Annotated in this window: 9 protein-coding genes, 1 tRNA gene and 2 pseudogenes; 6 read left to right on the top strand and 6 right to left on the bottom strand. The window is 57.3% G+C overall.

Annotated features, from left to right (window positions below):
• Positions 1 to 107: 107 nt before the first annotated feature.
• The 4 genes from ACF8E5_RS09625 to ACF8E5_RS09610 all read right to left on the bottom strand — a co-directional run bounded on the left by ACF8E5_RS09625 (position 108) and on the right by ACF8E5_RS09610 (position 11314).
• The gene (locus ACF8E5_RS09625) at positions 108 to 3956 is read right to left on the bottom strand and encodes an RHS repeat domain-containing protein (RefSeq protein ID WP_197844134.1); all 3849 of its coding nucleotides are present in this window, start codon (positions 3954 to 3956) and stop codon (positions 108 to 110) included.
• Positions 3957 to 4025: 69 nt separating this feature from the next.
• Positions 4026 to 6914, bottom strand: coding sequence for a hypothetical protein (locus ACF8E5_RS09620; protein WP_392475204.1), 2889 nt, complete (start codon positions 6912 to 6914; stop codon positions 4026 to 4028).
• 1 nt (position 6915) lies between these two features.
• Positions 6916 to 9405 carry a hypothetical protein gene (locus tag ACF8E5_RS09615; protein ID WP_196186049.1) on the bottom strand — a complete coding sequence of 830 codons (2490 nt, stop codon included), beginning with the start codon at positions 9403 to 9405 and terminating at the stop codon, positions 6916 to 6918.
• 82 nt (positions 9406 to 9487) lie between these two features.
• Positions 9488 to 11314, bottom strand: a complete 1827-nt coding sequence (locus tag ACF8E5_RS09610; RefSeq protein WP_197844132.1) for a hypothetical protein — start codon at positions 11312 to 11314, stop codon at positions 9488 to 9490.
• Positions 11315 to 11682: 368 nt separating this feature from the next.
• On the opposite strand from ACF8E5_RS09610, the gene ACF8E5_RS09605 reads away from it, so the two are divergent.
• From ACF8E5_RS09605 to ACF8E5_RS09585, 5 genes are all read left to right on the top strand, one after another.
• Positions 11683 to 12216, top strand: coding sequence for a hypothetical protein (locus ACF8E5_RS09605; RefSeq protein WP_197844131.1), 534 nt, complete (start codon positions 11683 to 11685; stop codon positions 12214 to 12216).
• Between the two features lie 2 nt (positions 12217 to 12218).
• Positions 12219 to 17342, top strand: coding sequence for an RHS repeat-associated core domain-containing protein (locus ACF8E5_RS09600; protein WP_392475203.1), 5124 nt, complete (start codon positions 12219 to 12221; stop codon positions 17340 to 17342).
• Between the two features lie 224 nt (positions 17343 to 17566).
• Positions 17567 to 20083, top strand: coding sequence for a fimbria/pilus outer membrane usher protein (locus ACF8E5_RS09595; protein ID WP_196126112.1), 2517 nt, complete (start codon positions 17567 to 17569; stop codon positions 20081 to 20083).
• A 45-nt stretch (positions 20084 to 20128) separates the two neighbouring features.
• The gene (locus ACF8E5_RS09590; protein WP_392475202.1) at positions 20129 to 21208 is read left to right on the top strand and encodes a fimbrial protein; all 1080 of its coding nucleotides are present in this window, start codon (positions 20129 to 20131) and stop codon (positions 21206 to 21208) included.
• An 816-nt stretch (positions 21209 to 22024) separates the two neighbouring features.
• Positions 22025 to 22318, top strand: a complete 294-nt coding sequence (locus ACF8E5_RS09585; protein ID WP_058637725.1) for a type VI secretion system baseplate subunit TssG — start codon at positions 22025 to 22027, stop codon at positions 22316 to 22318.
• Here the strand turns inward: ACF8E5_RS09585 and ACF8E5_RS09580 are convergent.
• Both ACF8E5_RS09580 and ACF8E5_RS09575 read right to left on the bottom strand, forming a co-directional pair.
• Positions 22245 to 22672: pseudogene (locus ACF8E5_RS09580) on the bottom strand (hypothetical protein); the annotation flags it as partial. The gene ACF8E5_RS09585 and the pseudogene ACF8E5_RS09580 sit on opposite strands and share 74 nt — an antisense overlap.
• A gap of 210 nt (positions 22673 to 22882) precedes the next feature.
• A tRNA-Gly gene (locus ACF8E5_RS09575) sits at positions 22883 to 22958 on the bottom strand.
• A gap of 709 nt (positions 22959 to 23667) precedes the next feature.
• Between ACF8E5_RS09575 and ACF8E5_RS09570 the strand changes: the two are divergent.
• Positions 23668 to 23768 (top strand): annotated as a pseudogene (locus ACF8E5_RS09570) (type VI secretion system tube protein Hcp); the annotation flags it as partial.

The following is a 23768-nucleotide window of genomic DNA, read 5'->3' as shown; positions in this document are numbered from 1 at the left end:
TGCGCGGCGGTTTGACGCGAAGGGGTGCAAAATGGCCCCAATTTGCTTGAGTATCCGCTTAACCGAGGGGCACTAGCTCCTCGGCCCGATCTTCACTTCATCTGCCTTCATACCGCCTGGCCTGACAACCTGTCCAAAGGATCGTAACTGTAACCACTGCCGTCATAGCTGCTCAGGCGGCCCAGGGCGTCGTACGTCAGCGTCTTGCCCTTGTCATCGAGGCTCATATTGCCGTCCTTGTCGTATTGCAATGTGAAGTCTGCATAGTCGGAATGGGTATTCCGCACGCCACTCAATTGCGCAGGGTCTTCATTGTCGAATAGATAGGTAGCCTCGTTACTGCCCTTGCTGCCGTCCTCTTCCTCGAATTCGGTCAGCACCCAGGTGATGTTGTCGAGCGCATCAAATTCGAAATACTGCTGACGAATAGTCTTCCCAGCCGGGTCGGTCGGGCTATGGGAAACCAGCCCATCGCAACTGTATTCCTCCAGCCGACCACGCAGGTCGTACTTGAATGTTTCCTCACGCAAGACAGTGCCATTATCACTCAAGCGTTTTGACGTGATCTGGTCGAGCACGCTGTATTCCTGCGCCAGCTCCTGTACTGCCTGCACCAAAAGCCCGGCCTCTGCAACCAGCGCCTGCACACGTTCATTGGCGAACGTAAAGTCTTTGATCGGCGCTTCAGGCACGCTACTGAGGAACACAAACCGACGCAGGCATTCGCGCCCTTGGTGATCGTACTCCAGCTCGGTGGCTAGTCCTTGAGTGCCATCCAGGGTGAGTATGCATTGTGAATTGCTCAGCCCGTCATAGAAGAACCAACTGCTTGTGCTCCCCAGCGCAGTACGCTCCAACAGGCCGCTGGGGTAATAATCGTAGGTCTGCGTCTGGCCGAGAACATCCTTATAGAACAACTGGCGCCCCAACAGGCTGGTGCCGTACTCCATGGTCCAGGTTTCGTCGCCGATGACGCGGGTTTCCTGCTTGATTTCGCCGGTACTGAAATAGACGCGGCTCAATTCCTCTTCCTCCTCCTTGCAGTGGGTAAGCCGGGCGTTGAGCGGGTCGAATGTATAGTCGGCCTGCTTACCCGGAATGCGCCGTAGTTGAGGCTCCTCACCCAGTTGAGGAAGGTATTGATACTCGATGACATTGCCAGCGGCTGTCCGCACCTTGCTCGGTTTGATCTGGCCAGGCTCATAGTGCATGTGCCGCGCCCGTCCGCCGGTAACAGAGGTGATCATACGGTTCAGACCGTCGAAAACCTGCTCCCCCAGCACGACACCGTTGACACTGATACTGATCGGCAAGTCTTCACTGCTGTGCACGGCATAGTCGCGATGCACCAACGACCTGTCCGCCAGTGTCTGGTCGACCAGGCGGCCGAAAGCGTCATAGCCGGAGCGGGTAACGGCTTTACGCGCATCGATCTCCCGTACATTGCGCCCCAAGCCGTCATAGAAGTACTCATGCGTGGCGTACATTTTATCCGCCAGGTCAAAGCGCTGCACTTGGGCAGGCTGCTCGAACAGGTTCAACCAAGTGATGGTCTTGCCCACGCTCAGCTTGCCATCTGCAGACTCGCTCCACTCGGTTTGGGTGGCCAGGTTGCCCTTGGGGTCGGTCCCGTCAGGGTTGGACCCGATCGGGTCATGCTCCTGGAACCGCTTGACCCCGTCCGGCCCTGTCTCGCAACGCTGTACGCCCCAATCGTCGTAGGCATACTGGGTCGCCAACGGCATTTGCTGTTCGCCTTTCCAGTCGTATTCAATTGCCTCGGTCAACTGGCCAAGTTCATCGTAGGTAAACGAGCTGCGTGGGCGAAAGACTTGACGCAGGCGGACATCTTCTGCGTCGACGTCAGCATCGTGCCGCTCTTCGCGGACCACTCGCCCCAGGCCATCAATGTATGAGTTGATGGCAACTCCCTTGACGTCTATTCGGGTTTGCACGGCCTGACCACCCGGTGCGCTCACAAGCCCGTACGTGTAGATGCGAGATGCCCTATACGCATCGTCATTGGGTGACACCGTCTCACGAACCACACGGCGTAACGCATCGTAGGCGTACTCGATTTCAACATCGTTGTCATCGCGATTGAGCAACGGCTCGCCAATGAGCATCGAATGCTTCAGCGTGATCACCTTGCGAACATGGCGCGGCTCGCCAGTTTCTTGGTCAATACTCCCATGATCAAAGCCGGTCACCTGCTGCTCGGTCACCAGCACAGGGTGCCCATTGAGATCGTCCAAGCTGTACGTAAAACCGGTCGTGGTACTTTTACCCCCCATGACCAGGGTTTCCAGCGATGAACGCCCATGGCGCAGCAAGTCGGCAGGGTCATCGACCGGGCTCACGGTGGTCACTTTCAACGCTGCCTGCTCTACCTCGCCAACGACCTCACACAGGCTTTCCTGCGTAAGGACCAGCCAATCGGACGCCGATTGTTTGATCGAGGCACCCGGATAAGCTACCCGAGCGAGCGCCTTGTACTGGAAGCTTTTTCGCAGTACCGGCGCAGGTTCGTCGCCATCCGCTGCGGGATGTTCCGTCACGCTTTTTTGGTTGCGTACGAAGCCGTCCGGGTCGTCTTCGGCAGGGTAATACGCGATCACGGTGCGCTGCCCGGAGGGCAGGATCTGCTCGACCAAATTGCCATGCAGGTCATATACGGTCCTGGTGGCAGGCTCTTGGCGAAACCTGGAAGCATCCCCTAGCAGTGACCACGCCCGGGTTTGCTCCAGCGGTAACTGGAAGTTACGCGGCTGATTGTCGAACTCAGTCGTTACATTGCCGTGATACGTCGTGCTGTTGACAAGTTGGTTCTTGCCTTGCACCACGACCTCACCCACCTGCAAGTGAAAACGGTTGTACGTGCGATGAGTGGTGCGCAATACCTGGTCCTTGCCATCCGCACCTTTACCCCATTGAGACGCCGTGCTGCCATACAGGTAGGTGGAGCGGGCACGGTAGAGGTTGTCCTCACCATCGTCACGCCAGCTGACACCGCTGCCGTTACCGACGAAGTTGTTCGGCGCCTCAATGCTGTCTTGCAGGACGGTGTAGGTGTAGCTGGTTTTCATCGACGGCTGGCCGCCGCCAGGGTTGACCGTATGCGAGGTCACACGCGGTAACGCCGCACGGGTTCCACCGCCTGGCAGCAGATGGCCTGTATCACCGCCCTCACCGTAGCGGATATCTTCCACACTACCGTAGGGTGTCGAAACCTTGGCCAGGCAGGTCAGACCAAAAGACGTGGTGTATTCGAACCGCCAGTTGCCACCCACTTCGGCCGGCAAGTCGACCTGACGCAACTGCTCATTGACCAGGCTGAGCTTGTATTCGGCGACCGGCTTGCCGCCATTGGCCCCAGGGTGCAGCTTGAGTGTTACCGTGCTGCCATAGCTGATTTCCAGCAACGCCTGACCCGTGCCGTCGACAATGCGCTCCAGCCTTTGGTTGGCGGTGTAGCTCAACAGAATACGATGGCCCGAAGCGGCGCGAACCTCAGACGGCAGTGCAACAAGATTATCCCCGGTACCGTACTCGCTCAGCACTTCTTCCATATAGGACTTGTGCACCACACGGTATTGTTTCTTGCCCCCTTCACTGTCATCGAAAAAACGAAAGCTTTCGAGTTTTCTTTCCTTGATGCCCGGCTCTGCACCAGACCCGGTCACCTTGAAACTTTCTCCGGTGTGAAGCCGCAACATGCGCGTAGCCGGCACGTATTGAGTAAGGTCGACATACCACCCCCGGCCGAAGCCGACATTGTTGTCGCTGAATGGATTGAACACCAGGCGAATGGGCAGCTCTGGACCGACCTGATAATTACCAACAAGGGCTGGCAAGTTGATACTTACCGCATACTGGCCAGTACGTGGGTCGACATTATTTTGCACAAAGCTGGACGCATTCAGTGCATTGGAGTGAAGTACAGTTTCAATAGCCATCTTGTTTATCATCCGAAAAAGAATGGTGGGCTCACCTCGGCACACCCGTGCACCCAGGTGAGCCGTTGCTCAACGAATTGAAAGTTTCAGAACATCGCGGTGGGTGATGCCCTGCCTCTCTTCGTCAGCCGTGACAGCAAAAGAAAATGTCAGGGGATGTTCGTTACCTTCCACATCCAGCAGCGTGAACTCCAAGTTTTTTTCAAGCGCCTGGCGATAACCCGACTCCTCGCTTTTTCTCGAGAAAACAAACCCCGTATCCCGCTGCAGGACGATCATCAGTTGCCCGGCACCGGGCTTGGTGCCTTGCACCTTCGTCGGCAGTGCATACGTTCGATGCTTGGCCATGCGGTAAAGAAGTCCGTCGAACAGCAAATCGTCCTTCACTCGGCCATCAACCGACTGGAAGGAGAACCCAGTGAAGCTGACGAAATCATCGTCCAGAACTGGCCCCGGCGACGTCCCGGGCTCCCAAGACCACCGTACAGCCGATTTTGGGTCGGTATCCTTGATGAACAGGCGAGCGAACTTGATTACTCGGCCCTCTCTGAGGACGTGCTCCAGCAACCAGTTGTCGGTACTGGTATCGACATAAGCGAATTCATCGCCCTCGGACGGTGACGCATCCCCCGCCACACGCGTGCGCTTGAAGGAATACAGTTCCTGCGTGAAGGACGGGGTGACCAGCCCGCGCAACTCGAGCTTACCTTTCTCGCCGGTGGCTGCAGACGTGACCGTCTTGCCCGTCAAGGTGTTCTGTATCGACGCAATCACCTTGATCACCCCCGCCTTACGGGAGTGCAGGTAGAATCGGCGGGTTCTGGCCGCCAACGGCGCGCTCCCCCCAGCGGGCGCTGTTGCTTGCCGGTCGATGTTGTTCGCCTCTCTGTTTACCGCCCAGTCCTCCTCTTCTTCATCCGCCTTGCCAACGGCCAAGGCTTCTTCATCCGGCGCCAGGAAAGGTAGCTCGTTGTTGCTGTCCACATTCAAGAACTTCAACGTTGCCAAATCGGCGTCGGAGATCTCGACCGGTTGATCGTTGTGATCGTTACTCGCAGCAACGGTCACCTCAACTTCTATCTGCTGCCAGCCATTGGCGAAGCATTGCGGCGCGCTGATGGCTTTAAGTTCAAAGGTGCTAAGGCTTTCCCATGACAACAGGCCAGCGGTTTCCTGCCGACTTTCGCTGAACTCGACGATGGCGTAGCCGGTGCGCTCAACGCCATCGAACGCAGTCACCACCGCAATGGGTGATCGGGGATCTTCCGGAGGCGTGTAAACGTTGCCAACAAACACGCCTTCGCCATTCACAGTCCACGTTATATCGCGGCCAAGGTCTAGCTCAGGCTCGTCAGGCATTACCGTGAAGGGTATGGATTGAACCGAAAGCCCCTGCACCACGTGGAACGGCACCACGTTCAGGCCCGCATGCCACCTGATCACCACCACCGAAGCTTCAGCACTGTCCCCGTTCTGCCGGTTGGTGCAACGGATTCGCTGTACCTTGAACAAATCGCGGTCGCTGCCAGGCGGGTCGGGCGTGAAAATGGCCCGGCCGCCCCCCTTGTCTTCAAGTTTCCCTATCGGGTTGGCAAGCGTCTGAACTCGCTGCTCCCCCTCCGACAGCAGTACTGCCTCCACTAGGCTCCATTGCAGGCTACCGGCATCGACACTAGAGGCGCGCAGCTCGATCGGATCTTCACCTTGCACCCAGGTGGCAACGCGCGGTACGACCTGCACCGCTCGGGCGGTTTCCATGACCAAGGCATGACTGCGCATTGCGTCACCGCCTTCAGCCGAAGTGGCAGTCACCAGGACCATCTGCTGGTCCTCGACGAAACTGCCTGCAGGACGCGGACTATAGATGGCACCATTGAATGTGCCGACCGCCGCTGGGCGTTTCAGGTTGGTGGCCGACCACTGCACTGGGCCAGGCGCGCCATCAACAGTGAAGGCGATGGTGCGCCCGGATACCACGCTCGCCAAAGCAGGCTCTACCGTTGCGGCGTTCTGCGTTTTTGTCCACTGTCCGGGCACCACAAGGTCGATGCCTGGTTGCGGTGTACCAGTAACGAACTCGTAACCGTTGGGCAGGCTGAAGGTACTGAGCACATCCTTGACCCCACCAGCCCCGAGCTCTGCGATATCCGGAACAAGGATCAGGGTACCCGGCAAATTGGTAGCACTCTCTGCGATCGGATATGGGATTTCGGTACCCGGGGTTGGCTGCCCCCCTGCGCGCAGGTCGATCCCCAGTTTCATGAAGACCAGCGCTGCCCCGTCCCCGTACCGGGGGCTACCTTCACTTTTTCCCCAAGGTGCGAGCATGGTGCGCACCATGAACTGATCCGGGCTCAGCGGATGGTAGTCGTCCATGACGAAACGGCCCAGGGAATAGGTGAGCTGGTAAGCCCGCATATAGCTGATCGATTCCTGCAAGCGCCGGCCAATCATGACCCCGGCATACTCGGTTGGCCCCAAATTGGTGGAAAACTCGACCGCACGGGCAAGGTTTAACTCCAGCGAGGCGAACCGGCTCGTCTTTGGCCGGCTACACTCCAGGGCCAGCGGTGCTTCGACACGATAGCCCATGCCTTCGGTGATGGTGAAGCTTTCCACAACGCGCTTAGGCCTGCCAGGAAGATGCAGAATTCGCATGTACTCCCCGGCAATGATGTTCATCCGCAGCGTCAAGTCCGAGCTGAACCCTGTTGCATTCTGGAAGCCGACCTGGGGCGCGCCCAGCACCATCCCTTGCACCGAAACGCTGATGCGCTCGCCCTCGTCAAGGTAGGCCTCCAGATGGATAGGGTCCATCGCACCAAAGTTAGCAAGCGCATCGAGATACTGCTCACGTAGCACAAGGTCAAGGAGGCTGCGGTCCAAGGCAAGCATGCCACCCCAGCCTAGGCGTGCCGATGTTTCCTGTTTTTCATGCGAAGTAGCCTTAGTATTCATCTCAAACCTCCTTGATGGTTGGGCTGAGAATCTCGGCGTAATTGCGCACCGGTACGAATGGCAGTGGCAAAATCACATAGTCGTGGGTATCGGGAGAGTCGTTGACGTAGAAGGCCGATATGATGACGTACTGGTCGTCAGAACCGGGTGCGGGCTTATAGGTTTGGGTGTTGCTGTCAATGGTCCCACTACCGCGCAGCACGTGCCACTCGATTGGCTCAGGTACCTTGACCTTTTCCATGTCCATACTAAGCCTATAGAAAGGCAGCGCCACGGAGCCATCGGCATTGACTGCCGGCTCTATCCAGTAGTTGGGGCTCTTGGCCCCAACGACCAGCATGTCGATGGTCGCGGGCGTGCCACCTGCAGCCGGCTCAACGGTGACCTCGACCAGGCGCAGCACTCTGTAATGGTTCGGCTGGGTTGGTTCACGCTTAGGCAATGTGGTTGGCGCGGTGTACTTATGACCCCCTGGGTTAAGCGGGTCGGTATCCTCATCGACTTTACCCAGTGTTGGCTGATTCCACTTCAGCTCGGCATTATCGGGAGTGCCTGCCGACAATGAATAGTTTTTGCCCAGGCTTACCACCGCCACCCAAGGGTTCACCGAGACATGGCTAGGTACGATGCTGACCAGCGCGCGGCTGACCTGCTCCCCACTGGTGGCCTTCACAATCACTCGGCGCTGGCCTTCTGTAACCAAGGCGTCATCGGATGGCGCCGTATATCGCCCCACCGACGGTGTAGCGAACTTCCCAGTTTCTCCAGTTTCGCCAGGGAGATTTTCCACTGTCCAGGTGATACCGCTTGTAGACGAGGCGCTGAAATCAATAAACCCACCGCTTGCCACGATCGGTTCCAGAGGCGTGATGGACATCGCGGTGCGCTTGGGCGCCAAGTTACCGAGCAGGGTCAAGTCGTTCGGCACCGCCACGTCACGCGGGTCAACGACATTATCGCCTCGGAATAGCAATTGGTTAAGACGCAACGCATCAATTTCGAACGTCATGTTCTTAAGGCTCTCAAGTTTTTCCTTGGCAGCCTTAATCAATGCAGCCTCCAGTGGCGCTTTTAGATTTTCGGATTTTGCTCTGGCATCTTTGCCAACATCCCCAGACCGGAAGCCATCTTCAATAGAAATCTCTACACTCGATTCAAAGTTGCTCACCGAAAACTTAAGCGTGGTTTTATTGTCCTCTCGCGAAACATCAAACTTACAATCTGCACGAATCTCTACCTTCGCAGAGACCTGCAGAGGAATGGTGTCGCCGGAGGAATTGCCGGTCTGAAGCCAATACACCAAAGTACCCACTGGCATAGCGGAGGACCAGTTTATCTTCAGCATCCTTTTATCGAAAACGACTTCGCTGCCCTTGTCAAACAGGTTGAGGGTGGCGCCGTCCATGTTCAACCTCCAGCGCCACGGCTGCGTTGTCCCACCATGGTTGGTATCAGAATAATTGAACTCGGCATAGGCTCCACCGCTCATGGCGTTGGCCACCAATTTGTAGCGGTTTTCATCCACTCGGTAGCGGTCGTCTTTCAACGCCACCAGGTCAAACTTTCCTTCCATCCAGTCAAACTGGTCAAAGCCCAGCTTCACGACGTGCTGCGCAACCAGCTTGTGCGACAACACTAAATTACTGGTATACGGGTCAGTCGAATCAGGCAGCATGTACAACAAATCTTTATCCTCTGGAGGATAAGCACCTGAATCATTTCCGCGCATGGCAACGAACACCACCACTGCACCGTCCCCCTGATTCGCACTACCCAACACTTTCGCACCGGGTTCTGCATGAGTCCCTAACATAAAGACGCCGGGATTGAGCAGCGAAGTATCGTCAACGGCCAGTTCGCTGAGCGGGAACTGCAGCATTTCTTTATTTTCCTTCGCCCAGGTTTCAAACAGCTCTTTGAAATACAAGCCCAAGCGAACGCGCTCAGGCCCAGTGCCGCCACCACTGAACAGATGGTCATAACCTTTATTGATATCAAGTAAAACTTTACCGCTTTCATCAACGGTACCGGCAGCGGCGTCTAACGTAATGTTCATATCCAGCACAGCGTGCGTAGCGGCGTTGTAGAGGATCAGGGCTTGCACGCTCCTGACCGGCTTGCCATCCAGAAATGTTTCGATCACTTCAAGATGCTTCCCCCCGACCAGACGCATTTGCAACTTAGCTTTCGGGTCCTTCAAGTTCGCATTTTCGAACGACAGCCTCGCCTTGTCGAGACGCAGCCCGAGCAAGACATGCTTGATACCATTGCCGGAGTCGACATTGCCATCGGGTAAAGGGGGAAAGAACAATTCCGGAATATGCGCCCGATCAATGTACTCCTGCGAGAGCAGCGCGTTTGTAGCGCTCCTGGAAAACACTAACAGCGCATCCCAACCCCATGTTTTAGGGCCCGCATCCATTGCTTTATAAAATGCTTCAAGTGATTGATTTTCTACCGCTTGAGCCACTCCAGCACTTTCAATTTTCATCGCTTTAGTCTCCATGCCCATGCATTGATTGGTGCGACGCCAACCCGACCGTCAGACGGATTTAGGCCGACGCCGGCTTCGTCTACTTTGACTTTCTAGGAATGATTAACAGCGGCAGAAGTTTATGCCAACTGTCGCCCTTGTCGAAGCTGACATTTCCGCTGATGGTGTATTGTTTGCCTTCGTCCAAGCCGTTATAAACCGCAACACTCAACCATTGCTGTATCCGCTTGTTAGCGAATTCGACAGGTGTCACCGGCACTCGATCCCGTAATATGACGCCGTCTTGAATGGCCAGTGTGAACAGTTGGTCTGGCGCAGCGAACGGCCAAAGTAACGCGCCGGACACTTCGAGCATTGCACCGTTCGCAACAAGCTTGGACCGCCAAAGTTCGCCGTTGGTCTGGGCTTGCAGGCACTTGATATTGTTATCGAAAGTCAGCGGCTGAACACGCAAGTCCACAGCTTGGGACGCCGCCGAGCGCCCCCCCTCGTCATCGACGATGTGGTAGAACACTTTAAAACGCCTGCTGTTATCCGCGCCGGGCTGGTGCATGTTCGCAGCCACCACGCTGGGGTCAATCTTGAAGCGTCGGCCGCCTTCCTCCACCGGCGTGGTGGTAATCTGCTTGCCGTTATGCTCATAACCGTCCCAGTGAACCTCAAGGTGTTCGCCGGGGCGCAAAGGCACATCAGGCACCGTGACGTAAGCCCCTAAAATCGCGCTGTCCGCCAATAGCACTTGCTTGCCACTGCCATCTTCGCTAGCGCGCTCGATGCTTGGCGCAGCAAGGTTGCGTGCCGTTTCGAACTCGACATCCAGGCGTTGCGACGTCAGCGCATGGCCCGCACGCGCAATTTGGTAGAACACTTGGTGATCACCCGGCACAAGCAACGCCGCGTCAACTCGGAACACGGTTTCATCGCTTTCCAGGCTGCTGGCATCCATACGCGCGAACTGCACCTCAGGCTCGGTCTTGAGAGGTGTTTTCCAGTGCAGAAGCAAGTAGTCCCCCGCTTGCACATCGGGGTTTACCGGCACACGCACAGTTACCCCGTCGGGAAACTTGCCAGGGTCAAGCGGCGCCCCCGTAAAACCATCGAGCTTAGCCTCTGGCAACAGGTCAACGGGGCTCGAAGCCCTGGCTACTGCCATTTCCTGCACAGGGGAAACAACTTCTTCGCCGTTACCGACCAGCGTGACGGTGTACTGAAACGCTACCCTGCCCTCCTGCACGCGAATGAAATGCGACTTGGCCACCTGCCATTGCAAAGGTTCGCCCACATTGGCTTCGGTCACCTCAAACAACTCGCTCGCCGGAGGCGTTACCTCGTCGCCTGCCGCATTGAACTTGCGCACCACCAGTTCGATGCGGTCGCCGGCCTGCATGGCCCGGTAACTTGGCGCCAGCAAACGCACACCTTCTGTTTCAAGGTCTGCTGCGACAATCACACGGTCATGCGACTCTCGCGCCTGCGCAACCGCCAGGGCTTCGGCAACATCGCCACGGTCGCGCAAACCCAAGTAACAAAAGATGCGGTGTGAATCCGGGGTGCTCTCTGCCCGGTCATCAACCTTGTATGATAAAAATGCCCACCCCCCATCAAAGGGTTCAACAAAACGATTAGAAATCTCGGCCACCATCGTTTTTGTAGTGTCGTAGTCCACAGGCACTTCACATTGCGCACCCAGGTCATCAAAAGGCGTGCCGTCTGCGGCGAGGCCTCGCCAGACGGGGAAGATATACTGACCGAACTTTAAGTCCGCATCCTTGATCAAAAACTTCAACGGCTGGCCATTTAATTCATTGAGATCAATTTCACCCAACGCATTTTGCGCGGGGATTTCAGGTGCGGGGTTACGCGGGGACTGTTGTCCCCTATTTTTCACTGGGCGTTGAGGCACCATGGATAGGCTCCAGGCGGGTTGAGATGCCCCTAGTTTTCAGACTAATGCCCATCGCTGGCTACTGGCAGAAATAACAGTTAGCACGCCCGCTCAAGGCACGCTTGCACCTGATAAATCTACCAGGTGACAACCCTTCAAAAACTTGCATGCCCCCTCGATGCCCACGCAGGCACCTTTAGCGCACCTGTTAATTCTAATAGGTGTCACACCCCAACAAGTTCAATAAGCTCCGAACACACCGCCTTATTCACCCAACGACGTAAATACGTTTCTTCTAACTGTTCAAGTCACCTGAACGAACAGGGAGCCTAAATATGAGACCATTAAACTGCTGGCGCCTAGCCATCCCATCGACCATGAAACAGTTGATGTTGGCCGCACCCGTGCTTGTGTATGGCACAGCCGCCTTGGGTGCTGGCGCCGCAGATTCACCCCAGGCCGACCCAACGCCTATGCTCGCCCTGTACCAGACAGTGGATAACAACACCGAGCCTGCTTGCGGGCTGGAACTGACGGCAATACCTGGCGGCTTACCCCAGAAACTGCTCCCCAAAAAAGAGTGCGCGGAAGTAGACGGTAGCGTCATAGCGCCGCATGCCATCCGCATTCGGAACGTACCGATCAAATCGACGCTTCTGCTCACTAATAACGAGCGTTGTGAAAAGGTCAACAGCGCCTGGGTTGAACTCGATACTAGCCGAGCCAACGCTTCGCTGGAAAAAATAGGCATCGACAAATTATGGACCTACGCTGGTAGCCCCGAGAAACCGGGCTACCTGACCAACAACGGCATCGATAGCAATGCGCCAAGCCGTGGCTTCAGGGTGACCGGCAAAGGTGACCCAATCAAGCAAGGAGAGCTCGCCTGTATCGTAGTCACCTTTGCCGAGAGGGGTAATTGAACATGGCCAGTTCTGCGGGTGCTCACAGCAACGCCACCAACTTCCAGAGCTTTGTACAAAACCAGGTCGACCAGCGCACGGGCCAATACAACTTGGCGATCGACTTGCAAATGCCGGCCGGCAATGACCTGACCGGCCCCAACCTGCCCTTGCGCCTGTCGTATAGCCCGTTCAACACACAAGACTCGGGTTTTGGCACCGGCTGGCAGTTAGCATTGACCCAATACGACCCCGCGACCCAGATGCTTACCTTGCACACGGGGGAAAGCTACAAGGTCACCGGCAGTGGTCCGCAACCGGCTATGCGTGAAAAGAAAATTCATAGCTTTCACTTTTACGACGACGGCGAAAATGGCTCGTACCGGGTGGAGCACAAGTCTGGCCTTGTGGAAATACTGACCCTGCACGATGTGCTCAACCCTATTGCGCTGCCCAGCAAAGTCAGGGCGCCCTCCGGCCACGGGATAACCCTCAGCTACGTCCCAGAAAACCGCCGGCTGGAAAAAATCGTTGATGACTATGGCGCACAGCTGCTGGCGTTGAAGTACACCGATGGCAGGGTAACCATTGATGCTCACCCTGGGGCCGGTGCTGAAGGCCTTCCGTTCATGCGCTACATGCTGGAACTTAAAAACCGAGTACTGGTTGAGGTCAAGCTGCCTCCTGAAGTGGGCGGCAACTGGCGCTTCGGCTACACCACCGCCCGTGGTCTAACCTGCCTTGCCAAAGTATCCGCACCCTCGGGCACCGTGGAGGAAATCCGCTACGGGGAGAATGACGACCCTGGCCATCTGCTGCCCGGGACAAACCCTCAAAGGGCTTGGCCACGGGTGACCAGCCATGAAGTCAAGCCCCGCGCCGATCAGCCACCGATGAGGACGACCTACACCTACGAGCACTTCGACGAGGAAAACAGCATCGAAGTGGCACACAGCTTTGTCGGCAGCAACAGCGGTATCAGCTGGCGTGACGACGGCGAAGACAACCTGTACCGCGCACAATCCTCCTACCGCTACAGCGTCACCGCCCATTACTGGAAAGCAGGCAAGGTCGCACGCAAGCAGACACAGACGTTCAACCGCTACCACCTGATGACCAAGCAAACGCTCGAACAGGATGGCCATATCGAAGAAACCGAAACTGTTTTCCATGAACGCCCCGGCATCGGCTTCGACGATCAGCCGCGCTACTTCCAATTGCCCAAGACCATCACCAAACGCTGGAAGCTGCGTGATGACGCCAGCAAGTTGCACCTGGAAACCGCGATCACCCACTTCGACGATTACGGCAACGTCACCGAGGAGCAAGCCCCCACCGGTGTACGCACCACCTACGAGTACTATGACAAGGAAGGCGAAAAAGACGGAGACACCTGGGCCTGTCCGCCTGACCCGCAGGGCTTTGTGCGCAATTTGAAATGCAAGACGGTTTACCCCGTGCCCAATATGCCCAACGACGCCCCCGTGCAACGTACGCGGCTAACCTACAAAGCCTTCCCGGCGCTAGCCAGCCTTGGCCAGGCGAGCCAGTGGCTTGCGCCTTGTGAAGAACAAGTGCTGCAAGTGTTCAATCCCAGCCAGCCCGATGAGCGCGAACAGCTGCTGCTGAAGGTGGAACGGGGCTACCTGAACCTGCCTGACAATGCCTTCCTGCACGGCCGCCCCGACTACCAGGTAACCACCCGCTATGGTGACGACAGTACCGACACGGTGCGCCGGGCCATTGAAAGCCGCAGTTCACGTATCGAATGGGGGTACCGCAAGGTCGTCGACGACGTCTATGGCCTGGAGTACTGGACCGATGAAACCGTGCTCGGCTTCGATCTGGTGCAAAAGACCACCAGCATGGCTGTATCTAGCCTACATGGTCAGAACGTTTACGAAGAAGATGACACCGGCAACAGCATTCGCCGCCGCTACGACGCCCTGGCCCGCGTGGTGGAGGAAACCCTAGCGCCGGGCCAGGGTATGGAGGAGTCCAAGCAGCGCTATGAGTACGGGCTAGTGAACCATCCCGAAGAAGGCGCTGCCGGGCTGGCCACGCAGTCGGTCACCAGCAGTACCGGCGTGATCACCGTGCTCACCTTCGATGGCTGCAGCCGCATGGTGACCGAAGAACGCGAAGCGGAAGTTGCACAAGACCCAGACACCGCAGCGGGCGATGAGAAACCACGCAAGCGTGAGCGGGTAGCACAGCGCAACTACGATGAATTGGGCCAGTTGAAAGACGAAACCTCCTTCGACTACTTCGACGACAAGACCCTGACGCTGCAAACCACCTTCGAATACGATGCATGGGGCAAGCTGTGCAAGACCACCTTGCCCCACGGCGTTACCCAGCACAGCGAATTCTCCCCGTTCGGCGAAGCTGGCGACATCGTCACCCAATGGGTCGAAACACCGGGCAACCCTGGTGTGCGTCAGCAGCAGCAGGTTACCGAAAGCAATGGCTTCGACAAACCGGCAGCTCACTACCGCTTGGACGACGCAGGCAATATCGTTGGCCGCCGGGATTTCAGCTACGACGGCCTTGGCCGCTGCACCCTCGAAGAACACACCTTCAAACGGAACGACAAGCCGGTCAGCCGGATCAGCAAATACACCTACGACAGCGAAGGCCGGGTGACCCGTAGCGAACGGCCCGACCAGTCGGCCGTACTCAGCCGCTTCGCGCTACACAGTGCCGCCCCGTTGGCCGAACAGCTGCTGGTCGAGCGGCGTAAAGACCTTGAACCCACCCTTGCCTGGCAACGGGATTACGATGGCCTGGAGCGCTTGAAGTCCCTGACGGCCGGCAAACAGAAGGAAACCTATAACTACAAGCGCAACACCTCGCTGGTAGAAACCCGCACAACAGCGCAGCGCACCTTTACCTACCACTACCGCCCTGCGCGCTCTGCCCAACCCAGCCAGATCGACGTCAACACTGCTAAGAGGGCTACGTTCGATTACGATGCCAGGACCTCGTCTATCAGCTCGGCCAGCGACGCCCAAGGCACGCATAGCTATACCTACACCGATCAAGGCTACCTGCTGAGAACCCAATGGGTGGGCGAGGGCGCCATCGGCCACCATTGCGACTACCGCAGTTCGTTTCAGGGAATGCAGTTAGGTTATCGGGAAAGTGACGGCGTTCAGGTGGACCACACCTACAACGACCTGGGCCAGCTTGAAAAGACCTGCCAGGGCGACCTGGTTGCCCAGTTCGAGTATGACGCTCTCGGACGGCTGTGGAAAACCACCACCAAAGACCTGAGCAACACCCAGGTATTGGTGTGCCTGCAGACTTACGATGAACTGGGTAGGGAAATAAATCGCGAGCAAACCCTCACACGGCACGATGGCACCACCCTCAGCCAAAGCATCGCCCTGACATGGCAGGAAGATGACCAGCTACGTAGCCGCACCCTTACCCGTGACGGCAAGCAACTCTTACTGGAAACCTTTGACTACGATACGCTCGACCGCTTGGAGCAGCACAACTGCCAAGGCACTGCCTTGCCACAAAACGGGGCTGGGCGGTTTATCAAGAATCAGTTTTTCGTCTACGACGAACTGAACAACCTGACCGAGTGCTATACCGATTTTGCCGATGGCACATCGGACGAGGCTTTCTACACCTACGACGGTTTCATCCTGAAACAGGCAGAGCACTCGCTGCAGCCAGATTACCCAGCCAGCCAGGCCTTCGAGCACGATGCCGAGGGCAACTTGCTGAACGATGAGCAGGGCAACAAGCTGGTATACGACGACCGCGGTCGCTTGCAGGAAGTACAACGTTCCAGCGATGGGCTACCCCTCTACCGCTACCGCTATGACGGCCACAACGACCTGATAGGTGTGCGCCATGAGCAAGCCGCGGAAGTAACGCGCCGTTACCAGGGCTACCGGTTAACCAGTACACGCGACGCCGACTTGCTCACCGAGTACCTGTATGCAGGCGAGCGCCCCCTGGGGCTACAACGCCCTGCCAGCACAGCAGACAACCGCTTGTTCATGACCGACGCGGCGAACAGCGTGATTGGTGAATGCAGCAAAGACGAACTGCACGCTAATACTTACAGCGCCTATGGCGACTCACCGGACAACGCCCCCTTGGTGGGCCTGCTAGGCTTCAACGGCGAAGTCCGCGAGCGCGCCCTGGGCTGGTCGCTGCTGGGGCGCGGCTACCGCGCCTATAACCCAGGGCTGATGCGCTTCCACAGCCCGGACTCGGCGTCACCAGAAAATGCCGGTATCAACCCGTATGTGTACTGCGGCGGCAACCCAGTCAACTGGTACGACCCAAGCGGCCATTACGGCATGCGTAACAGCACAGAGTACCCGTACGTGCCCCCCGTTGCACAACCCAAGCCCAAGGCCGACTGGCGCTCCTGGCTTGGTGTAGCGCTGGGTGCTGTTTTCGCTGTGGTCAGTTTCATGCTGTTGCCGCCGGTGGGCTTAACCATGGCGTTCTCGCTCGGCGCAGCCAGCCTGGCAATTGACGTGGCTGGCACAGTTGTTTCTGTGGTAGGGCTGGTGACAATGAACGAAACGGCTAATGACTGGGCATTCGGGCTGGGGATTGCCAGTGCACTGAGTACGTTGGGGATCATAGGTTACAGCAGGTTGGCGGCGAAGGGAGCGGGCAAGGCCGCCAGTATTGGCACCCAAACTGACAGCGCCGCTTCGCTGAGCGGACCGCGGGTGATCGCCAGAGAAGGTGATGTTTTCTTCGGGCGTAGATTCGGCACTGCTCCTGGACGACTCTGGCGCAAAGTGACAACGCCATTCAACAATAATATTTCAACCCAAACAGTGGCAACAGGTATAGGCGTTGACGCAGGCACTCAGTTCAGCCCTACGATGCTCTCTGACGCGGCCACCTCCATGTCGCCTCCACAATCGATTCGCAGCACGGCGTCGTCTACAGCGTCCACGGCATCCACGGCGTCTACTGCATCTGGTAATTCAATTGGCTCCTACCAGTTAGAAAATCTGTTTATCGAGCCTGCTCAAGTCGTACCTCCGGCGCCCACTCGAGATTGGAGTGGAAGTGCGATCGGCGCAATGAAAGAAGGGACACTCCACTGGCCAAGCCGAACAAAATACAGCTACGTTCCTCCTAAAAATCCGAAGTTCAACTAGAGGGATACGCCACAACAATCAAATCGTAGAACACGCATAAGTGCAGCCCACAAACGGGTTGCCCTCATGCCTATGAAAACAGAGGGCAACGTGTAGGATTTTCTGACTTTATATCAGCTTTTTCCTACACGACCTTATTCTATGTTGCCGTAGCCTTGTCGCCCTTCCACCATCCCCGACGAATCGTCAAAGTCAATGTGCGGCATACATCAGCGGTGCCTAATATGTTCAAACTGACTCAGCATCGGCAAAAACTTACGCTTTCTTACTTGTCCTTGGGTCTACCCATGGCAGGTTACGTCCTGTCTTTTTTACTTGCTGATCTGGCCCAAGCAGAAGAACGCCCCCTGCAGTTCAATCCCAACTTCATGCGCCAAACCCCAGGCCAGTCCAGCGACGCCAGCGTGGCCGCCCTGCGCACGCTGGCCAATCAAGCGTCGCTGGCGCCAGGCCGCTACCAGGTTGAAGTCATGGTCAACCTGGCCCCGGCAGGCAAGCACGAAATCGACTTCCGTGCACGCAGCGACGGCAAGGGCCTGGAGCCGTGCCTGAGCGCCAACCTGCTGCGCGAGCTGGGCCTGCGCGAACAGGGCCTGGCCGAGCCCTTGCCCAGCGACGAGCGCTGCGTGGACCTACTCGCGCTGGTACCCGATACCACCTACGACCTGGACCCCGGCCTACTGCAGTTGGCACTGTCCATTCCACAGATCGCCCTGCGCCGAGATGTGGCCGGCAGCGTCGCACCAGAGCGCTGGGACAGCGGCATCAATGCCGCATTCGTCAGCTATCAGGCCTCCGCACAGCATTTCAGCGGCCGCGCCGGCACGTCCAACAGCAGCCAGGACCTGAACCTCAACGGTGGCATCAACCTGGGCGGCTGGCGCCTGCGCAGCAGTCAAAGCTGGCGCGACGACGGCGAAGGGCAGGACTGGGTGCACTTCAACACCTACGCCCAGCATGACCTACCCGGCCAATGGGGCACACTGACCCTGGGTGAAACCTTCAGCAGTGGCGACGTATTTCGCAGCCTGCCCATCAAAGGGGTACAACTGGCCACCGACATGGGTATGCTGCCCGACGTGATGCAAAGCTACGCACCCGTGATCCGTGGCGTGGCCCAGACCCGCGCCAAACTGGAGGTGCTGCAGAACGGCTACCCGATCTACACCACTTACGTTGCCCCTGGCCCATACGAAATCAATGACCTGGGCATTGGTGGCAGCAGCGGTGACCTTGAAATCGTCCTCACCGAGGCCGACGGCCAGGTGCGCCGCTTCATACAGCCTTACTCCACGCTCAGCAACCTGCTGCGTGAAGGGGTGTGGCGCTACAACCTCGTGGCCGGGCGTTATGATGGCGCCGACGGCATCGACAACCCGGCCTTGTGGCAAGCCACCCTGGCCCGCGGCGGCAAGTGGGGCACTACACTGTATGGCGGGCTGCTGGGCAGCGAGTACTACGATGCTGCCAACCTTGGCATCGCTCGCGACTTCGGCCCTCTTGGCGCAGTATCGCTGGATGTGACCCAGGCCCGTACCGACCTGGGCGAACAAGGCGGCCAGGTGCAGGGGCAGAGTTACTCCGTACGCTACGGTAAAGCCTTTCAGACCGGCACTAGCCTGCGCTTCGCCGGCTACCGCTACTCCACTGAGGGTTATCGCGAATTCGACGAAGCCGTGCAGCAGCGCAACGCCTCCAGCCGCTACCAGGGCAACCGTCGCAGCCGCGTGGAGGGCTCGATCTACCAAACGTTCAACAACCGCAACTCACTGAGCCTGACTCTGTCCCAGGACGATTACTGGCACACCAACCGCCAGCGTCGCCAATACCAGTTCCAGTTCAATACCCAATACCGTCGCGTCAGCATCAATCTGTATGCCTCTCAGTCGCTGAGCGATACCAGCGGCAGTGACCGCATCGTTGGCCTGGGGGTCACCATTCCGCTGGGCTGGGGCACCTCAACCACTGCAAGTTTCGATGTACAGGAAAGCAACGGCCACTTCAGCGAACGCGCCACCTTGAACGGCGGCTCGCAGGACAACCGCCTAAGCTACCTGGCATCGCTGGCCAACGACCAACAACAGAACAAGACGGCCTCGGTCTCGGTGGGCTACCAGACACAGAAAGTGAACCTGGGTGCCGGCTATACCGAAGCGGATGATTTCCGTAGCCTCTCGGTCAACGCCAGTGGTGCGGTGCTGGCACACGCGGGCGGCGTCGTGCTGGGGCAATACCTGGGGGAGACCACTGCCTTGGTGCACGTGCCGGACGTGCCCGGTGTTGGCGTCGATAACGTGCCTGGTGGCAGCACCGACAGCAATGGTTACATTCTGGCCCCGCACATGCGCCCCTATCGGGTCAACCAAGTAACCCTGCAAACCGATCAGCTCGGCCCTGATGTGGAAATCGAAAACGGTGCCACCCAGGTCGTACCCCGCCGAGGCGCTGTCGCCCTGGCAACCTTCAAAGCGCGCCAGGTTACCCGCCTGATCCTCACCCTACAGCATAACGACGGCCGCCCACTGCCCTTCGGCGCCCAGGTTAATGACCAGCAAGGCCAGCACCTGGCAGTAGTGGGCCAGGCCGGTCAGGCGCTGGTTGCAACCGGTGCCGAGGCCCAAACCCTGGAAGTGAGCTGGGGCGACCGTGCCGAGCAGCGCTGCCTGCTGAAGATCGACCCGTCAACCATGCCGCAAGAGCAAGGCTACCACTTGCAAACCTTGCGCTGCCCTATCCCATGATTCAATCCGTGCGACGAAGCCGCATGCTTGCAACAGGAACCGACCATGCCCTCTTTATCACGTTATTTCATCGGCATCGCTGCGGCGGCGACGATAATGGCAATGTCGAACCAGGCCCATGCGCTGGGCTGCGAATGGCCAACGGTCACAGGCCCCATGCAGTTCACCCATACGCTGACTGGTGTAAAGTGGGTGGCACGCGAGGCACCCGTGGGTAGCAAGATCTACTCGACCACCACTACCGGCGTAGTGGGCCCCGGCTTTGGATTGGCATGCGACAACAACGGCACGCTAACCCTCACGGCCAATATGGGTACGCCATTACCTATCGCTCCCGGCACCTTCCCCCCTGTCGACGGTAAAGATGTGACGGGCAAAGTGCTGCAAACCAGCATTCCGGGCGTAGGCTTGTACCTGGAACTGGGCGGTTTCCTCAATGGTTCGGCCACCAACGCGTTCCTTGCCGACGACGGGGGCGTCGGCGCCATTCCTTATGTGGGTGTAAACCAGCAGAACATGCAGCCCTCCTCAATGCTGATGAGGAACCTCACCATCAAATACATGGCCCTGATCAAGACCGGCCCCATTCCAGCTGGCGTCAGCCCGTTCAATCAAGAGGTTGTCAGGGGTGTAGTCAGCGATGTCGGAGATGCCGTAAGGCTTACCCTGGTCGGGCAAGTCCAGCAGGCCCAGTGCACAGTAAAGGCCGACGCAGTCAGTGCAAACCCGGTACAACTTGGCACTCACGACATCGCCGACTTCACAGGCCCGGGCAGCACCACCGCCCCGGTGGACTTCTTTATCGCGCTCAGCGACTGCGAGGATGATCCGGCCGGCAGCGTCGCCCGCGCCTTCATGCGCCTGGACGGCGTAGACGGCTCCGTCTCGATAGACCGCAGCATTGGATTGTTCAGCCTGACCACAGACTCGACCGCCAGCGGCCTCGGCATCCAGGTACTGCGCAGCGACAACACCCCAGTGCAACTGGAAGAGTTCGTGGATATGGTGGCCCTTGCCCCTGGCACGGTGCGCCTTGATCTTCGCGCACGGTATTACCAGACTGAAGCGACGGTTACCCCTGGCGAGGCCAAAGGTGCACTGAGCTTCACCATCGAGTACCGCTAAAGGGCAGGCCATGGTGTGAATTGCCATGGCCGGGCCATTTTCCAGAAAAAAACGCACGTTGGGCAGGATGAACTTGACGCTCTCACACAGCAATTCGATAAACGTTTCGTAGATCGAACCCAATGCTGGACTTATCATCGTCGCCTTCTGGCGATCCACGCGCAGTTGCTCTATTGAGTGAACGACATAGTTCAATGACTGCACAAACTGTTCTCCGAGTTTGGTCAGGGTCGCTAGCCGCTGAGCCCGCCGTAACCGAACATTTAACTCGAAATTCTGCATTTCCCCACCGCATCGCTCGGAATTAGCGGCAGCAACCAGCACGACTGAACACCCCACGCGCCAGACTTATTTCGAACAGGAAAATGCTGTGGGCTGCGCGACAGAGCGATAACCAACTTTCTAAAAACATTTGCTTACACTTCGCGCCTCGACTGGAAGTCCTTCTTCATTGCATGGTTTTCTTTTGGAGACAACTGCCGAATAGCGCCTGTTTGATCAACGCCTACTAACCGGTAATTATCCCTACAAATCTACCCCTCATATAGAAACCATCCCGTTCTCTGAGGATTTGACGTGGGCGATGAATTAGACAAAAAGTCCGTGCTGCTTGTGGACTGCATGTTGCCAAAGGCCCATCAGTACTCGGACTTCCAGCTTCTGGAGTTGATTTACCAGGTACACGGCGATGATCTTGAGCAACGCTCCCCTTCCCCCCCAAACCCGAAGACGCTTGCGACTCGAAGTTTCTCCGAAACTGTCACTCCCCATCGCCGATGTACTCAGTGCTGAGCGCACTGCTTCGATCTTCAGGACATGACGATCCGTGAGTCCGAGAAACGCGCCGTGCAGATACCACAGGCTCAGCGAAATGGCTTGAGTTCGCGCAACTGTACGCTCAACGACAACTTCCTGGTGGGCGGCAGCACCGTGTCACGCAACAGCAAGTTCACCATCGTGATCGCGGGGCTGGACCAACAGCAGTTTCGCGAGTTCGTGCCCAGCGGTGACAACTACCACAGACTGGCCCGACTGGTGGCGTTTCTGCTTCGCGATGTTGGGGCCTATGACCTGGAGTTGCGCATGCGCGCTCCAGCCCTGGCGCCTTGACCAAGACGAAGCAAAGCAGCTGTTTGAACCAAGTCCTGACCTTTTCGGCCACGGTGTAGGCTCGACGCCGCTCGATTCTGGCCAATACATCAAGCGAATCGTGCCGCTTGATGGAATAGATCGAAGACTTACCCAACGCCGGCAGCACGTCGTTGTCGAAAACACGCTCGATCTGCTCCAGTGTGCTCTGCCGGCCCTTCTTGAGCACACGACCGCGGAAGTGCCACGACTTGCTCCCCCCCCGCTCACGCCAAGTGAGAGGCCATCGCTATCGCCGAGGGTGTAGTCCTTGCCAGTGGCCTTGGCCTGGCGGACGGTTGCATCTGAGAGTGCCGTGCAAAAGCTCCTGAACATGAAATTCAGGGCTAGATAAACGTGACGCTCGACGCTCCGCTCCAGCAACAAACCGCCACGGTGGGAGTCCGGAGTTCATGGACTAATTTCTGGACTAAAAAAGTCCGAATGCCCATGAATCGGAGTGGCTTTGGCTAGAACGAAAAAAGACGCCGAAGCGTCTGATTTCAACGACTTACAGACCTCCATGGAACTCTGTAAATCTATAATTGGAGCGGGAAACGAGACTCGAACTCGCGACCCCGACCTTGGCAAGGTCGTGCTCTACCAACTGAGCTATTCCCGCAATTTGAAGCTTTACCGCTAATCGGCGTGAAGCGCCTTTACAGCCTTCACCACCACTGCACCGTGCGAACGCCACAGTATTCAAACTGGAGCGGGAAACGGGACAACCGCTTTCCACGTATCTCCTTGATTCAACAGAGGTTTTTGGAACACCCCGCTGTTTAAAAGACTAAATTAGGTACTGCCTCAGAAAACTTGGCAAGCATTTTCTTACGAAGCTGTTCCAAGCGCTTGTTTTTTGGTCGAATGACCCGACAGCTTTAACCAAAGCTGATGACAGACTGCCTCAGCGCCTCCCGCATGGACTGACAAAATCCATCGAAGCAGGAATGCGTTTCGCGTTCTCAATCGAGTCAGGAAACCGTATTCCAGGCAAGCTCTCACTCAAGCGCCATTGATCAAATTTTGACCGGGCCATTTTTGGCCCAATCGGGCCAAAAATGGCCCGGTCAATTTCCTTTATTTTCAATAACTTAGATAACACCGAGCCAAAAATGGCCCGACACCCCTGAATTCCCCGCGTTTTATCTCGCCGAATACGCCTTCCCAAAATCATCCAAGCACCCGCCACCCCCAGTAAATTCGCGGGTTTCAGCGATTTCTCCGAATCAAAGCAAATGTTGGCATGCCCCCTGCGATGTCGTCATCATCCCCGCATGGGACGGAATCAACGGCCGCTGCGGCCCTCTCGACGACATAAGGAATCCGTCATGTCCACACCCGCCTATATCTCCATCACCGGCAAAACCCAGGGCAATATCACCCAGGGCGCTTTCACCTCCGACTCGGTCGGCAACATCTATCAGGAAGG

Origin of the sequence: Pseudomonas sp. WSY_20 (assembly GCF_043104335.1) — a bacterium.
GTDB lineage: Bacteria > Pseudomonadota > Gammaproteobacteria > Pseudomonadales > Pseudomonadaceae > Aquipseudomonas > Aquipseudomonas parafulva_B.
This window is presented reverse-complemented; position numbering and strand designations above follow the sequence as displayed.

What these genes read in the sequence shown, in the direction of transcription:
- ACF8E5_RS09610 (WP_197844132.1), bottom strand. Translation starts at nt 11,314, where the DNA reads ATGGTGCCTCAACGCCCAGTGAAAAATAGGGGACAACAGTCCCCGCGT.
- ACF8E5_RS09600 (WP_392475203.1), top strand. Translation starts at nt 12,219, where the DNA reads ATGGCCAGTTCTGCGGGTGCTCACAGCAACGCCACCAACTTCCAGAGC.
- ACF8E5_RS09605 (WP_197844131.1), top strand. Translation starts at nt 11,683, where the DNA reads ATGTTGGCCGCACCCGTGCTTGTGTATGGCACAGCCGCCTTGGGTGCT.
- ACF8E5_RS09615 (WP_196186049.1), bottom strand. Translation starts at nt 9,405, where the DNA reads ATGAAAATTGAAAGTGCTGGAGTGGCTCAAGCGGTAGAAAATCAATCA.
- ACF8E5_RS09590 (WP_392475202.1), top strand. Translation starts at nt 20,129, where the DNA reads ATGCCCTCTTTATCACGTTATTTCATCGGCATCGCTGCGGCGGCGACG.
- ACF8E5_RS09625 (WP_197844134.1), bottom strand. Translation starts at nt 3,956, where the DNA reads ATGGCTATTGAAACTGTACTTCACTCCAATGCACTGAATGCGTCCAGC.
- ACF8E5_RS09585 (WP_058637725.1), top strand. Translation starts at nt 22,025, where the DNA reads ATGACGATCCGTGAGTCCGAGAAACGCGCCGTGCAGATACCACAGGCT.
- ACF8E5_RS09620 (WP_392475204.1), bottom strand. Translation starts at nt 6,914, where the DNA reads ATGAATACTAAGGCTACTTCGCATGAAAAACAGGAAACATCGGCACGC.
- ACF8E5_RS09595 (WP_196126112.1), top strand. Translation starts at nt 17,567, where the DNA reads ATGTTCAAACTGACTCAGCATCGGCAAAAACTTACGCTTTCTTACTTG.